The organism is Mesorhizobium sp. B2-9-1, assembly GCF_006439455.1.
Lineage (GTDB): Bacteria > Pseudomonadota > Alphaproteobacteria > Rhizobiales > Rhizobiaceae > Mesorhizobium.
In genome coordinates, this window is sequence record NZ_VFTP01000002.1 from 350,727 (window position 1) to 365,057 (window position 14,331).

The window sequence follows — 14,331 nt, forward strand, 5'->3', positions numbered from 1 at the left end:
TATATTCCTAAGTGGCTATATACAAATCGACGTCGATGGTCAACCAGCTTTCTGGCGCAGTGCAAAATGGTGGTCATGCCGGGCCGTGATCGCTATAACCGCTGCCGACTAAATTCGAGCGCCGCCCGCCGCGCATCGGTGTGGCCAGCCAGCAAGGACAATCGAATGCCCGCCTATCGTTCCCGCACCACCACCCATGGCCGCAACATGGCCGGCGCTCGCGGCCTCTGGCGCGCCACCGGCATGAAGGATTCGGATTTCGGCAAGCCGATCATCGCGGTGGTGAATTCCTTCACCCAGTTCGTGCCGGGCCATGTCCATCTGAAGGATCTCGGCCAGCTCGTTGCGCGCGAGATCGAGAAGGCCGGGGGCGTCGCCAAGGAATTCAACACCATCGCGGTCGACGACGGCATCGCGATGGGTCACGACGGCATGCTCTATTCGCTGCCGTCGCGCGAGCTGATCGCGGATTCCGTCGAATACATGGTCAACGCGCATTGCGCCGACGCCATGGTCTGCATCTCCAACTGCGACAAGATCACCCCCGGCATGCTGATGGCTTCGCTGCGCCTCAATATCCCGACCGTCTTCGTCTCGGGCGGCCCGATGGAGGCCGGCAAGGTGGTGCTGGCCGGCAAGGCGCAGGCGCTCGATCTGGTCGACGCCATGGTCGCGGCCGCCGACGACAAGATCTCCGACGAGGACGTTAAGGTCATCGAGCGCTCGGCCTGCCCGACCTGCGGCTCCTGCTCCGGCATGTTCACCGCCAATTCGATGAACTGCCTGACCGAGGCGCTGGGTCTGTCGCTGCCGGGCAACGGCTCCACGTTGGCCACCCATGCCGACCGCAAGCGCCTGTTCGTCGAGGCCGGCCATCTCGTCGTCGATCTCGCCCAGCGCTATTACGAGCAGGACGACGAAACGGCACTGCCGCGCAGCATCGCCTCCAAGGGCGCCTTCGAGAACGCGATGGCGCTCGACATCGCCATGGGCGGCTCGACCAACACGGTGCTGCACATCCTTGCCGCAGCCCATGAGGGCGAGGTCGGCTTCACCATGGAGGACATCGATCGTCTGTCGCGCCGGGTGCCGGTGCTCTGCAAGGTGGCGCCGGCCAAGTCCGATGTCCACATGGAAGACGTCCACCGCGCCGGCGGCATCATGGCCATTCTCGGCCAGCTCGACCAGGCCGGCCTGATCAATCGCGACCTGCCGACCGTGCATACGGCGACCCTCGGCGAGGCCCTCGACCACTGGGATATTTCGCGCACCTCTGCCGAAAACGTCCGCGACTTCTTCCTCGCCGCTCCCGGCGGCGTGCCGACCCAGGTCGCTTTCAGCCAGGACCGCCGCTGGGACGAGCTCGACACCAACCGCGAGACGGGCGTCATCCGCTCGGCAAAGACGCCTTTCTCGAAGGATGGCGGTCTTGCCGTGCTGAAGGGCAATCTGGCGCTCGACGGCTGCATCGTGAAGACGGCGGGCGTCGATGAATCCATCCTGAAATTCACCGGTCCGGCTCGCGTCTTCGAAAGCCAGGATGCCTCCGTCAAGGCGATCCTCGGCAATGAGATCAAGTCCGGTGACATCGTCGTCATCCGCTACGAGGGACCGCGCGGCGGCCCCGGCATGCAGGAAATGCTCTACCCGACCAGCTACCTGAAGTCGAAGGGCCTCGGCAAAGCCTGCGCGCTGATCACCGACGGCCGCTTCTCCGGCGGCACGTCGGGCCTGTCCATCGGCCATGTTTCGCCGGAAGCCGCCGAAGGCGGCGCGATCGGCCTGGTCCAGGAAGGCGACACGATCGAGATCGACATCCCCAATCGCAAGATCAATCTCGCCGTCAGCGAGGCCGAGCTCGATGCTCGCCGCAGGGCGATGGCGGCGAAGGGCGCCGACGCCTGGAAACCGGCCGAGAAGCGCAAGCGCAAGGTGACGACGGCATTGCGTGCCTATGCGGCTTTCGCCACCAGCGCCGACAAGGGCGCGGTCAGGAAAGTGCCGGAGTAAGGAGCGCTTCCCCTTCTCCCCTTGTGGGAGAAGGTGGATCGGCGCGCAGCGCCGAGACGGATGAGGGGTGCTCCAGCGGAGTGAGACGTCGAAGATTGAAGGAATCCGCGCGCTTAATTCTGCTGCGTCGCGATCCTTCCAACACCCCTCATCCGTCGCCTTCGGCGACACCTTCTCCCGCAAGGGGAGAAGGAGAGGCGCTGCGTCACGGCATCAGCTGATATTCATAAAGCTTCTGGTAGAGCCCGCCCTGCTTGAGCAGCGTCTTGTGCGGGCCGCTTTCCACCACCTTGCCCTTTTCCAGCACCACGATCGTGTCGGCCTGGTGCACGGTCGACAGCCGGTGCGCGATCACGATCGTCGTGCGCCCGACGGTAAGCTGCTGCAGGGCGTCGCGGAACAGCGCTTCCGATTCGGCATCGAGCGCGCTGGTCGCCTCGTCGAGCAACAGGATCTCGGCGTTGCGCAGCATGGCGCGCGCGATCGAAATGCGCTGGCGCTGGCCCCCGGACAATAGCGAGCCGTTCTCGCCGACCTCCGTGTCGTAACCCTTGGTCATGGCGCTGATGAAGTCGTGCGCGTTGGCGGCCTTGGCGGCGGCGATCACCTCTTCGTTGGTCGCGTCCTCGCGGCCGAGGCGGATGTTGTGCATGACCGTGCCGGCAAACAGGAACGTGTCCTGGCTGACATAGGCGATCTTGCGCCTGAGCGAATCGAGCGTCGCGAACGAGATGTCCTGGCCGTCGAACATCACCTTGCCGGTCTGCGGATCATACATGCGCATGATCAAGTTCAGGATCGTCGACTTGCCGCTGCCCGACGGTCCGACCAGCGCCGTCATCTTGCCGGCGTCAAGCGTCAGGTTGAATCCTTCGAACACCGGCGGGCTTTCCGGATAGGCGAAGCCGACATTGTCGAAGCGGATTTCCCCCGGACCGGGTTGCAGCGGCGTTGCGCCGGGTTTCTCGGCCAGCGTCAGCGGCCGGTCGGCGAGCTGGAACATCATGCGCACGCCGACAATGCCCGTCTCCAGCGAGATGCGGACGCGGGCCAGGCGCTTTGCCGGCTCATAGGCCAGCAGCAGCGCGGCGATGAAGGCCATGATGTTGCCTGGCATCTGGCCGCCCTGCAGCACCAGCAGGCCGCTGACCAGCACGGCGCCGGCAATCGCCAGCCCGGCCAGCGTTTCCATCACCGGGCTGGTGGCGGCTTCCAGCGTGGCGATGTTGTTCGCACGGGTTTCGACGTCCGACACCGCCTTGTGCATGCGCCTGCGCATCGCGGCTTCGAGATTGAAGGATTTGACGACCCGCACGCCGATCGCCGTTTCCTGCATCACATGCACGATCTGGCCGAGCGAGATGAATTCCATCGCCGCGATCTTGCGGACGCGTCTCAGGATGCGGTTGACGCCATAGATCGCCACCGGTCCGACGACGAAGCAGATCAGCGACAGCGCCGGCTGCTGCCAGACCATGACCATCACCAGCACAACCAACGTCACCAGGTCCCGCACATAGGACGTGACGACGAGGTCGAGCACGCTGCGCGCCGCCTGCGCGTTGTTGGTCATGCGGGTGATCAGGTCGGAAGACGAGGTCGAATGGTAGAATTCGATGCCTTGCGCCAGGATACGGTCGTAGATCTTGCGCTGCCGGTCGGCAATGATGGCATTGCCGACGCGGCTCATGAAATAGGTCTGGACGAAAGTCGCGATGCCCTTGAGAACAAAGATCGCCGCCACACCCCCGGCAATCAGGTTGACGCGGTCTATCCGCTTATAGACCACGAACTCGTTGGTGATTTCGCGCAGGATCCAGGCGCTTGCCCCCGTCATGAGGGCGACCACCAGCATCGACAATATGGCCGCGCCATAGCCGAACTTATGGTCATGGAAGGATTCTCTTACCAGCCTCGCGATGAGGCGTTGGTTTTCCGTCGAGCGGAAGAAGCGAAACAACGGCCGATCCTATGGCTGGCTGCGAGAAATTCGGATTCGCCACAATGGCGCGTGGCGGCTTATAGAGCGAGTTGAGACCGGATGGAACCTTTCGCCATCGAGGGAAAGAAAAGGCTGCGGCAGGCTGTCTTTTCGGTCACGATGTTGCCGATTCCTGGAAAAGGGTGACGACAGATGGATTTCGACTTGATCATGCGCGGCGGCACGCTGCCGGATGGCAGGATTGCCGATATCGGCATTGCCGGCGAGACCATCGTCGCGATCGAACCAAAGCTCGAGGGTTCGGCGCCGGCCGAAATCGACGCGAGCGGCAATCTCGTCTCGCCGCCCTTCGTCGACCCGCATTTCCATATGGATGCAACGCTGTCCTACGGCATTCCGCGCATCAATGCGTCAGGCACGCTGCTCGAAGGCATCGCGCTATGGGGCGAGCTGAAGCCGCTGCTGACGCATGAGGCCGTGCGCGAGCGCGCGCTCGCCTATTGCGACTGGGCCGTGTCGATGGGCTTGCTCGCCATCCGCAGCCATGTCGATGTCTGCGACGACCGGCTGCTCGCGGTGGAAGCCCTGCTCGATGTCAAGAAAACCGTCGCGCCCTATATCGACCTGCAACTGGTCGCCTTTCCGCAGGATGGCCTCTACCGCTCGCCCAATGCTCGTGAAAACACCATCCGCGCGCTCGACATGGGCGTCGACATCGTCGGCGGCATCCCGCATTTCGAGCGCACCATGGCCGAGGGCGCCCGCTCGGTGACGGAGCTTTGCGAGATCGCGGCCAAACGCGGCCTGATGGTCGACATGCATTGCGACGAGACCGACGATCCGCTGTCGCGCCATATCGAGCAACTGGCCTATGAAACGCAGCGCCTTGGATTGCAGGGCAGGGTGGCCGGGTCGCACCTCACATCGATGCATTCGATGGACAATTATTACGTCTCGAAGCTTTTGCCGCTCATCGCCGAGGCCGGTGTATCGGCAATCCCCAATCCGCTGATCAACATCATGTTGCAGGGGCGCCACGACACCTTCCCGAAGCGGCGCGGCCTGACCCGGGTCAAGGAGATGCAGGCGCTCGGCATCAGCGTCGGCTGGGGCCAGGATTGCGTGCTCGATCCCTGGTATTCGCTGGGCACCGCCGACATGCTCGACGTCGCCTTCATGGGCCTGCATGTCGCGCAGATGTCGAGCCCTGCCGACATGGCGCGCTGCTTCGACATGGTGACCAACGTCAACGCCGCCATCATGGGGCTCGATCATCTGGGCCTGGCGGTCGGCAAGCGGGCGAGCCTCGTCGTGCTCGATGCCGGCAATGCGATCGAGGCCGTTCGCCTGCGTCCCGAGCGCCTCTGCGTCATCGCCAGGGGCAAGGTGGTGGCCGAACGCACTAGCCAGGAGACACGGCTGTCGATCGCGGGACGGCCGGCGCAAGTGAACCGGCGGCATAAAACAGCGTAGGTTCTCTGCCTCCCGGGTTGACCACTCGCATTGGCGGCGCTTTCGCCGGAGCTTCGTCATCCACGGGCGGAGCGGGAGCGAAGCGGACGCGCAGACCCGAGGATCCATGCCGTGGCCTCGCGCGAAGGGCGGAGGCGGCGCAGGACAAAGGTCGTTCTGCATCGCTGCGACGCCTAGAGGTAACGGCATGGATTCTATGGTCTGCGCCGCGTCGCTTCGCTCCTTGCTTCGCCATAGAATGACGAAGTCACGAGCGTTCATGCCAATCGCGAACCGTTCATGATACTTTGCGCTTCGGTCAACCTCGATTCCCGGCGCTGGTCTTACGAATTTCCCTCGTCAAACCCCTGGCTTGCGGCTAGGGAGCGGCATGGCCTCCCTCGCCCGCAATTTCACGATCAGGAACGTGTTGCTCGCCGGCATCCTGTTGATGCTGGCCGGCGACTTCATGTTCGCGCTGAACGACGCGATGGGCAAATGGCTGGTCGCTTCCTTCTCAGTCGGACAGGTGGTGCTGATCCGCTCGATCGGCGCCTTCTTCGTGCTCGGCCCGATGATAGCCAACCAGGGCACGACCAGGCTGTTTCACATGGACCGGCCGGTTTTGCAGTTCCTGCGTGTCGTGGCCACCACCGCCGATACCGGGCTTTTCTACGCCGCGGTCGTCTATCTGCCGCTGGCCGACGTGATGAGCTTCTACATGGCCGGGCCGATCTACGTCGCGGCGCTGTCGCACTTGCTGCTCGGCGAAAAGGTCGGCTGGCGGCGCTGGCTGGCGATCCTGGTCGGCTTCTGCGGCGTGCTGATCATCCTCAAGCCGTCCTCGGCGGCCTTCTCGCTGTCGTCGGCCTTCGCGCTGGTCGGCAGCATCGCCTTCGGCTTCGCCATCATCCTCGGCCGCCTCCTGCGCGGCACCAGCGACACGACTTTGGTCACCTGGCAGACGATCGGCACACTGATTGTCGGCGGCCTGCTCACCATCGGCGCTTGGCGCACGCCCTCGGCGCTCGATTTCGGCGCTATGCTTCTGCTCGGCGTCGTCTCTTGCGCCGCGCATCTGATGATCACCAGGGCATTGAAGCTGGCGCCGGCCTCGACGCTGGCGCCGCTGCACTACAGCCTGCTCCTGTGGGCGGTGGTCTTCGGACTGGTCTTCTTCGGCGACGTGCCCAGCCCGCGCATCCTCGTCGGCGCGGCCATCGTCGTGCTTGCCGGCATGTTCATCTTCCATCGCCAGAAGGTGGTGGAGACCGGGGTGCCGCCGGAGAACGTGCCGAAGGGCGTGAATTAATGCATGTCGCGCAAAAGTGTGCAGCGGTTTTGCGAAACGACATGCATGAAAACAAATGCTTTAAGGCTTGGCTTTCCTAACCCCCGCGCACGGCGGCGAGGTGCCGCGAAAATTCAGCGGTCTCCATCAGCGCATTGCAGCGGGCGAAGCGACCGTCGGCATAGGCGCGGAAATCGTCGGCCGGATTGTCGTTGGCGAGCTGGATCAGTCCCCAGAGCGTCCAGAGCAGGTCGCACATCGCTTTGTAGATGACGATACGTCCGCGCGCCGCCGGCCTCGCCTCGCCGCCGAAATAGGCGCGCATCAGTTCCTCGTCCTGGTCCGCATCGAACCTGCCCTCGACCGAGAGGTCGCCGAGGTCCCACAGCGGATCGTTCATGCCGGAATATTCCCAGTCGACGATCCACATCCGCTCGCCCGTATCGAGGAAATTCTCGCACAGCGGGTCGCAATGGCAGGCGGCGAGCGCGATGGGGTGCGCGGCAAGCGCCGCGCGCACCGCGCCTGCCTCGCGCACCACGTCGTGATAGCCGGCGGGCAGCGCCACGTCCTTCGTCGACAAGACCTTGAGATAGTCGTCGATCATCGCGAACAATTCGAAGCGGAAGGGAAACACCGCGCCCGATGAATGCAGCTTGCGGAAGGCTTGGCCCGCTCGCGCGGGGCTGCCCGACCGCGCCTTGAATTTCTCCGGCGACATCGTCTCGGCGCCGGCGATGAAGCGCGTCGCCATCAGGCCGGACGCCGGATCGGCATAAAGCACTTCGGGACTGACGCCGGCCTTGGCCGCCTCGCGCGCCGCCACCGCCTCGTTGGCGCGGTTGATATATTCTTGCGTGCCCTTGCCGGGAATGCGCAGACACGCTTCGCCGGCCCGGTAAACCTTGTTGGTCAGGCCGCCCAAACGCTCCAGCGGTCCGTCATAGCCTGCCAGCGCCGGAATGGCGGCCAACGCGGCGCGCGCCTCGTCCATCGTCACCCCCTTCACCATCCCACGATATTTTATAGCGGAACGGTTCCACAGTTTTTGCCGCTTGGCTACCATTGCGGGTACGAATCGGCGGCGGGAGCAGAAATGGCGGACGGCAAGCACAGCGGCTCGCTAAACGCGGCCTACGCCGCGAAGCGGCCTGAGGAAGTGGCGGCGATCTATGACAGCTGGTCCGAGACCTATGATGCCGACATGTCGGCCGCCGGCTATCGCCACCCGACGATCTGCCTGGCGCTGCTTGCCAGGCACCTGCCGCGCGGCGCCGAACCCTTGCTCGATGCCGGCGCCGGCACTGGCCTGATCGGCGAATGGCTGGCCATCACCGGCTATCCGAAGGTCGAGGCGCTCGACATCTCGCAAGGCATGCTGGACAAGGCCGGCGCCAAGGGCGTCTACAGTGCGCTGCATCGCCTGGCGATGGGCGACGCTTTGCCCTTCGCCGACGGCGTCTATGCCGGCATTGTTTCGGCGGGCGTCTTCACCTCGGGCCATGTCGGGGTCGAGGGACTGGACGAGTTGATCCGCATCTGCCGTCCAGGCGGGATCATCGTGCTGACCGTCAAGAACACGCTGTGGCAATCAGGCTTCGCCGAGCGCATTGCCGGACTTGAGGCTCAGGGCAGGTTGAAGCGCGTCGAGGAAACGGCGCCTTACGCCTCGATGCCGGGCGAGTCCGATACCGTGCCAAGCAGGGGACTTGTGCTGCGCGTCAGCTGACCATTCAGGCCTTTATCCTTGCCCCGGCCGGATCGTACATCGCCTCGAGATGGATTTTTGCCGGCGTGCGTTCCATCGCCACGACAAGCTCATAGTCGCCTGAGGCGAGGAACCCATCGCTGACGCCGTCGGCATTGCGCACATAGCCGTAGCCGATATTCTTTCCCACCGTGTAGCCGTAGCCGCCGCTGGTGAGATAGCCGACCGGCTCGCCATTGCGCAGGATCGTCTCGCGTCCGACCAGCACGATCCCCGGGTCGTCCACCGTGAAGCCGGCAAAGCTTTTCGTCGGCGGCTTGCCGGCCGTCTTCTCCAGCGCCCGGCGTCCGACGAAGTCGGTATTCTTGCGAAGCTTCACGGCCCAGCCGAGACCCGCTTCCAGCGGCGTGTCGTTCGGCGTGATGTCGGAACCCCAGGCGCGATAGCCCTTCTCCAGTCGCAGCGATTCCAGCGCCCGGTAGCCGACCGGGCGAATGCCATGCGCCTTGCCCGCCGCCATCAGCGCATCGAAAATCTCGCCGGTGGCGGCGATCGGCACATGCAGCTCCCAGCCCAGTTCCCCGACATAAGTGACGCGCAGCGCCTTCACGCTATGGCCGGCGATTGCGATCTCGCGGGCATGGCCGAAGGGGAAGGCGGCGTTCGAGACATCGGCGTCCGTCACCGCCGACAGCACGTTGCGGGCGCGTGGCCCCATCAGCGACAGCGTGCCGAAATCCTCCGTGACGTCGGTCAGCCTGGCGTCGAGGCCGGAGCCGATATGGTCGGCGATCCAGGACAGGTCATGCGTGCGGAAGCCGGTGCCGGTGACGATGTAGAAGCGGTCCTCGCCGAGCCGCGACACGGTGAGGTCGGCCTCGATGCCGCCGCGCGTGTTGAGAAGCTGCGTGTAGGTCAACCGTCCGACCGGCTTGTCGACGTCGTTGGCGCAGATCCAGTCGAGCGCCTTCAGCGCGTCAGTGCCGGTCAGCTCATATTTGGCGAAGGACGACTGGTCGAAGATGCCGACCTTCTCGCGCACGTGAAGGTGCTCGTCGCCGACCGGGCCGAACCAGTTCTGGCGGCCCATCGAATAGACGTCCTCGGCGATCGCGCCATCCGGCGCGAACCAGTTCGGCCGTTCCCAGCCAAGCTTGGAGCCGAACACGGCGCGATGCATCTTCAGCCGCTCATAGAGCGGCGAGACGATGCCCGGCCGTCCGGACAGATATTCCTCGTGCGGGAAGCCGATCGTGTAATGCTTGCCATAGGCTTCCAGCGTGCGGTCGCGGACCCAGTCGCGATCGCGGTGCAGGCCGGAGAAGCGACGGATGTCGACCACCCAGAGATCGAGCGGCGCCTCGCCGTCGGCCACCCATTGCGCCAGCACCCAGCCGGCGCCGCCGCCAGACGCGATGCCGAAGGCGTTGAAGCCGGCGCCGACGAACATGTTGGCGCATTCGGGCGCTGCGCCGAGGATGAAGTTGCCGTCCGGCGTGAAACTCTCCGACCCGTTGATCATCTGCTTGACGCCGGCGGTTTGCAGCGCCGGAACACGCGCGATCGCCTGGGTCATGTGCTGCTCGAAATGATCGTAGTCGTCGTCGAAGAGACGGAACTCCCAGTCGTTCGGGACATCGCCGCCGGGAAGTCCGGTCGCCCAGGCCTGCGGGTTGGGCTCATAGCCGCCCATCACCAGCCCGCCGACCTCTTCCTTGAAATAGGTGCGGCGGTCGGGGTCGCGGATTGTCGGCGCGTCGGTCGCCAGGCCCGCGATCTTCTCGGTGATGATGTACTGGTGCTTGACCGGCTGCAGCGGCACGTTGATGCCGGCCATCGCGCCGACCTGCCGCGCCCATTGTCCAGCGCAGTTCACCACCTTGTCGCAGGCGATCTCGCCTTGTGAAGTCTTCACCGCCGTGATGCGGCCGTCCTTCATCGTGAAGCCGGTGACGCGCACGCCCTCGAACAGTTTCGCGCCATGCATGCGCGCGCCCTTGGCGAGCGACTGGGCGATGTCTGAGGGGCTTGCCTGCCCGTCGCTCGGCAGCCAGGAAGCGCCGACAAGGTCGCCTGTTTCCATCAGCGGCCACATGCGCTTCACTTCCGCCGGCGACAGCAACTGCATATCCATGCCGAAGCTTTTGGCCGTCGTCGCCAGCCGCTTGAACTCGGTCCAGCGGTCGGCGTTCGTCGCCAGCCGCAGGCAGCCGGTCATCTTCCAGCCGGTCGCCAGGCCCGTCTCGGCCTCCAGCCCCTTGTAGAGCTCGACCGAATATTTGAGCACGCGCGTGATCGAGGCCGAGGAGCGCAGCTGCCCGACCAGGCCGGCGGCGTGCCAGGTCGAGCCCGAGGTCAGCCTGCCCTGCTCGAGCAGCACCACGTCCGCCCCATGGTCGCGCGCCAGGTGGTAGGCAGTGGAACAGCCGATGATGCCGCCGCCGATGACGACGATTTCGGCATGGCTGGGCAAGATCATGATCTGGTTCCGTATTTCGTCCGGTAGTTGTCCAGTGCCGCGTCGAGCCGGACGAGGTTTTCCTCGCTATAGGCGACGTAGTCGATGCCGGGCGCGTCGAGATAAAGCTCGGACACCATGCTCCACATCGCTTCGCGCAGCAGCGAGGCGCATTGCATGGCGGCATGCGAGCGGCGGATTTCGCCGTCCGGTTCCTTCATGAAATAGGCGGTCATGAAGGCGAAGGATTCGTCATCGCTCAGGCCGGCGTTGGAGGCGGCGCCGGCGAGGTCGAACATTGCCGTGTTGAAGCCGGCATATTCGAAATCGATCAGCCACAGCCGCTTGCCGTCATCGAGGATGTTGGCCGGCAAAAGATCGTTGTGGCCGAAGACGATCGGCAGCAGTTTTTGCGCCCGCTCGAGCTCGTCCGCCAGGGCCAGATAACGTGGCAGCTCGCTCTTCTTGCGGCTGCCGCCCTCGTCCAGCGTGCGTGCATAGTCGCGGATGACGTGGAACACCCAGAACATGAAGCCGGCGCCGGAGACATGTTTGGGCATCTCGCGGTGAAAGCCGCGCAGCAGCGCCGCCACGCGGCCGAGATTGGCCCGCACATCCTCTCCCAGGAAGGTCTTGGCGCCGAGAAATTCCGTCACCAGGATGCCGGGCTCGGCATAATGCACGGCCGGCGCGAAGCCCGCCGCATGAGCCGCCCGCGCGGTCATCACCTCACGCTCGCGAAAGACATGGTGGAACGGGAAGTCCTGGCCGAAGCGCACGACATGCCGCCCGGCAGCGTCCGTCACGACAAAATTGGCGTTGCTGAGGCCGCCCGGCAGCGGCTCGATCTCGATGCCGCCGTTCCAGCACGGCAAGGCGCGGATGCGGTCTTCGGCGCTCACGGCTTCGCTCCGGCCCCAACCGGTCCCGCGGAAAACAAGGCTGGGAGAACATGAAAAAGCCTCGTCGGTGCGAGACGCCAGGATCGGTATCCCGCACCGCACCGACAAGCCCCTTGGCCAGGCATGATATCCCGGCATCCGCCCCCGCGGATTCGATAAAAGCTCGCGCCTGGCTGGTTCCAGGCGATCTGGTCACTAGGTTGCGGCTCTGCCATCACCCTCCCGCGGCAGTTCCGAGCCTGTCACAAGGTCAATGTCACGCCAGCGTGGCAGCGCTGTCAATCCAAAAGCTGCGACCTTTTTTGGGTGTTTTGCCCGAAAGTATAAGCAATTTCTTTCAAAGCGCTGCCAAAGCCTTAAATTCGGTCAGAATTCCCGGACACACCCGATGATCCATTCGAAACGGCACGGCGAAATCCTGCGGCTCCTCAGCGAGGAGGGCACGATCACCATAGCCAGCCTCGCCGAGCGGCTTGGCGTTTCGCTGGAAACAGTGCGGCGCGATATCAAGCCGCTCGCCGATGACGGGTCGGTGCTGAAGATGCACGGCGCCGTGGGTCTTGCCTCGATGCTGGGCGAGGCGCCGTTCGAACGGCGCATGCGCGAGAATGCCGAAGCCAAGCGCCTGATCGCCAGGATGGTCGCGGCCACGATCCGCGATGGCGAGGCGATCATGCTCGATACCGGCACGACCACGTCCTTCCTCGCGCGCGAGCTGCTCGGCCATCGCCGGCTGACGGTGGTCACCAATTCCTCCGACATTGCCCGCACGCTGGCGACTGTGAACGGCAACAAGGTCTACATGGCGGGCGGCGAGCTGCGCAGCGATTCAGGCGCGGCTTTCGGCATTTCGGCGATCGAGTTCGTCAGCCGCTTTTCGGTCGATCATGCGGTGATCTCGATCGGAGCCGTCGATGCGGCCGCCGGCCTGACCGACTACGATCTGGACGAGGCGGAGTTCGCCCGCATGGTGCTCTCGCGCGGCCAGCGCTCGCTGGTCGTCACCGACCATTCCAAGTTCGGCCGCCAGGGACTTGTCCGGGTTTGCGGCTTCGACGGCTTTTCCGAGCTCGCCACCGACCAGCCGCCGCCACGCGATATAGCCGCCGCGCTGAGCCAGGCCGGCGCCCGGCTCAGTATCGCCGCGGCCTGACGGCGCCCAAGGAATAAGAGGCTAGCCGAACACCAGCGACTGGTGCGCCGCAACCCCGGCCATCGCGCCGCCCGACACCGCGAAGGCGATGTTGTGCATCAGGCGCGCGGCGTCTCCTGCCGCGAAGACGCCAGGCACCGATGTCTGCTGCTTGTCGTCCACGACGATCGCCTTGCCGAGCGGGCCTTCGTTGAAGGCGCAGCCCAGCTGCTCGGCGAGCGGGCTTGCCATCACGTTGCGCGGCGCGGTGAACAGCGCCCGCACGCTCGCGCTGCGATTGCCGTCGAGCCTGACGACCAGGCCGCCGGACCCGTCGTTCTGCACTTCGCTCACCTTGCCCGGCTCGAACCGGATGTTGCGCTTCTCCAACGCCCGCGCCTGGTCAGCGTCCGGTTCGAACAAACCGTCGGCGAACAGCGTGACGTCGCCCCAGTCGGAGATCAGCTCGGCCTGGTGCAGCGACATCGGTCCGGTCGCCAGCACGCCGAGCGGCCCGCCGGCCACCTCGTAGCCATAGCAATAAGGACAATGCAGCACCGTCTTGCCCCACTGCGCGGCCAGTCCGGGAACGTCCGGCAGGATGTCCCGGACACCGGTGGCGAGCACCAGCCGCGTCGCGCCGAAACCCTCGCCATCGTCTATCCGGACCTCGAAGCCGCTGCCGGCAATGGCGGCCCGCTCGGCGCGGCCGTCGATCACGCTGACGGCAGGATAGGCAAGCAGCTGTCGCCTGGCCTCGTCGAGAATGTCCGCCGGCGCCCGTCCGTCCTGGCCGAAGAAGCCGTGCGAATGTTCGGCGAAGCGGTTCCGCGGCTGCCCGGCATCGATCACCAGCACCTTGCGCCGCCCGCGCGCCGCATACATGGCGGCGGACAGGCCGGCAAAGCTGCCGCCGACGACGATCACATCATACTGCATGGCTGGATACTCCAATGAGGTCATAACGGCGGCGGAAATCGGCCGTCAGGTCGGCCAGCGTGATATTGCTGAGCCGCTCAGTGAGCAGCCTTTCCGCCTCCAGGCGAAAATCGTCGAGCACGGCGATCACCGCCTGCTCGACGAGGCATCCGGGACTTTCCGGTTCGGTGCTGAACGGCAACAGCGTCTCGCCGAGCGCGCCGCTGATCTCGGCCAGCGAGATCTTGTCCGGCGCGCGGCCGAGCTGCCAGCCGCCGCCATGGCCGCGCGACGAGGTGACGATGCCGGCCTCGCGCAGCCCGGCGATGGTGCGTCGCACCACCACCGGATTGGTGTGGATGAAGCCGGCAAGCTCTTCGGAGGTCAGCGCACGGTCGGGGGCCTCGGCCATATGGACCAGGATATGCAGGGTCGAGGACAGGCGGCTGTTGCGTTTCATGTAACTTAGCTAGTTACGAATCGCCCCAATGTCAAACTCGGCTGGACTGCCGCCAACG

Annotated in this window: 11 protein-coding genes; 5 read left to right on the plus strand and 6 right to left on the minus strand. The window is 64.9% G+C overall.

Features of this window, described 5'->3' with window-relative positions; all coding sequences use genetic code 11:
* Positions 1 to 165: 165 nt before the first annotated feature.
* Complete coding sequence (gene ilvD / locus FJW05_RS05885; protein WP_140629123.1) at positions 166 to 2,010, plus strand: dihydroxy-acid dehydratase; 1,845 nt, start codon at positions 166 to 168, stop codon at positions 2,008 to 2,010.
* Between the two features lie 205 nt (positions 2,011 to 2,215).
* On the opposite strand, the gene FJW05_RS05890 is transcribed toward ilvD, so the two are convergent.
* The gene (locus tag FJW05_RS05890) at positions 2,216 to 3,970 is read right to left on the minus strand and encodes an ABC transporter ATP-binding protein (protein WP_140629125.1); all 1,755 of its coding nucleotides are present in this window, start codon (positions 3,968 to 3,970) and stop codon (positions 2,216 to 2,218) included.
* 174 nt (positions 3,971 to 4,144) lie between these two features.
* On the opposite strand from FJW05_RS05890, the gene FJW05_RS05895 reads away from it, so the two are divergent.
* Together FJW05_RS05895 and FJW05_RS05900 are read left to right on the plus strand one after the other, a co-directional pair.
* Positions 4,145 to 5,425, plus strand: coding sequence for an amidohydrolase family protein (locus FJW05_RS05895; RefSeq protein ID WP_140629129.1), 1,281 nt, complete (start codon positions 4,145 to 4,147; stop codon positions 5,423 to 5,425).
* A 370-nt stretch (positions 5,426 to 5,795) separates the two neighbouring features.
* Positions 5,796 to 6,716: a DMT family transporter gene (locus FJW05_RS05900; RefSeq protein WP_140629131.1), complete on the plus strand. Its 921-nt coding sequence runs from the start codon at positions 5,796 to 5,798 to the stop codon at positions 6,714 to 6,716.
* Positions 6,717 to 6,792: 76 nt separating this feature from the next.
* On the opposite strand, the gene FJW05_RS05905 is transcribed toward FJW05_RS05900, so the two are convergent.
* Positions 6,793 to 7,695, minus strand: coding sequence for a phosphotransferase family protein (locus FJW05_RS05905; RefSeq protein ID WP_140629135.1), 903 nt, complete (start codon positions 7,693 to 7,695; stop codon positions 6,793 to 6,795).
* Positions 7,696 to 7,791: 96 nt separating this feature from the next.
* Between FJW05_RS05905 and FJW05_RS05910 the strand changes: the two genes are divergently transcribed.
* Entirely contained in the window at positions 7,792 to 8,424 is a 633-nt protein-coding gene (locus FJW05_RS05910) for a class I SAM-dependent methyltransferase (RefSeq protein ID WP_140629137.1), read from the plus strand.
* Positions 8,425 to 8,428: 4 nt separating this feature from the next.
* Here FJW05_RS05910 and FJW05_RS05915 read toward each other — a convergent pair whose 3' ends face one another.
* Both FJW05_RS05915 and FJW05_RS05920 read right to left on the minus strand, forming a co-directional pair.
* A complete protein-coding gene (locus FJW05_RS05915) occupies positions 8,429 to 10,882 on the minus strand; it encodes an FAD-dependent oxidoreductase (protein ID WP_140629140.1) in 2,454 nt (817 codons plus the stop codon).
* Entirely contained in the window at positions 10,879 to 11,763 is an 885-nt protein-coding gene (locus tag FJW05_RS05920; RefSeq protein ID WP_140629142.1) for a phosphotransferase family protein, read from the minus strand. Before FJW05_RS05920 ends, FJW05_RS05915 begins: the two co-directional genes overlap by 4 nt.
* Positions 11,764 to 12,151: 388 nt before the next feature.
* Here FJW05_RS05920 and FJW05_RS05925 point away from each other — a divergent pair, with 388 nt between their 5' ends.
* Complete coding sequence (locus FJW05_RS05925) at positions 12,152 to 12,916, plus strand: DeoR/GlpR family DNA-binding transcription regulator (protein WP_140629145.1); 765 nt, start codon at positions 12,152 to 12,154, stop codon at positions 12,914 to 12,916.
* A 21-nt stretch (positions 12,917 to 12,937) separates the two neighbouring features.
* Here FJW05_RS05925 and FJW05_RS05930 read toward each other — a convergent pair whose 3' ends face one another.
* On the minus strand, positions 12,938 to 13,834 hold the full coding sequence (locus FJW05_RS05930; protein WP_140629148.1) for an NAD(P)/FAD-dependent oxidoreductase: 897 nt from the start codon (positions 13,832 to 13,834) through the stop codon (positions 12,938 to 12,940).
* Positions 13,824 to 14,273 carry an Rrf2 family transcriptional regulator gene (locus tag FJW05_RS05935; protein WP_140629150.1) on the minus strand — a complete coding sequence of 150 codons (450 nt, stop codon included), beginning with the start codon at positions 14,271 to 14,273 and terminating at the stop codon, positions 13,824 to 13,826. The genes FJW05_RS05930 and FJW05_RS05935 overlap by 11 nt, the downstream gene beginning before the upstream one ends.
* Between the last annotated feature and the right edge of the window lie 58 nt (positions 14,274 to 14,331).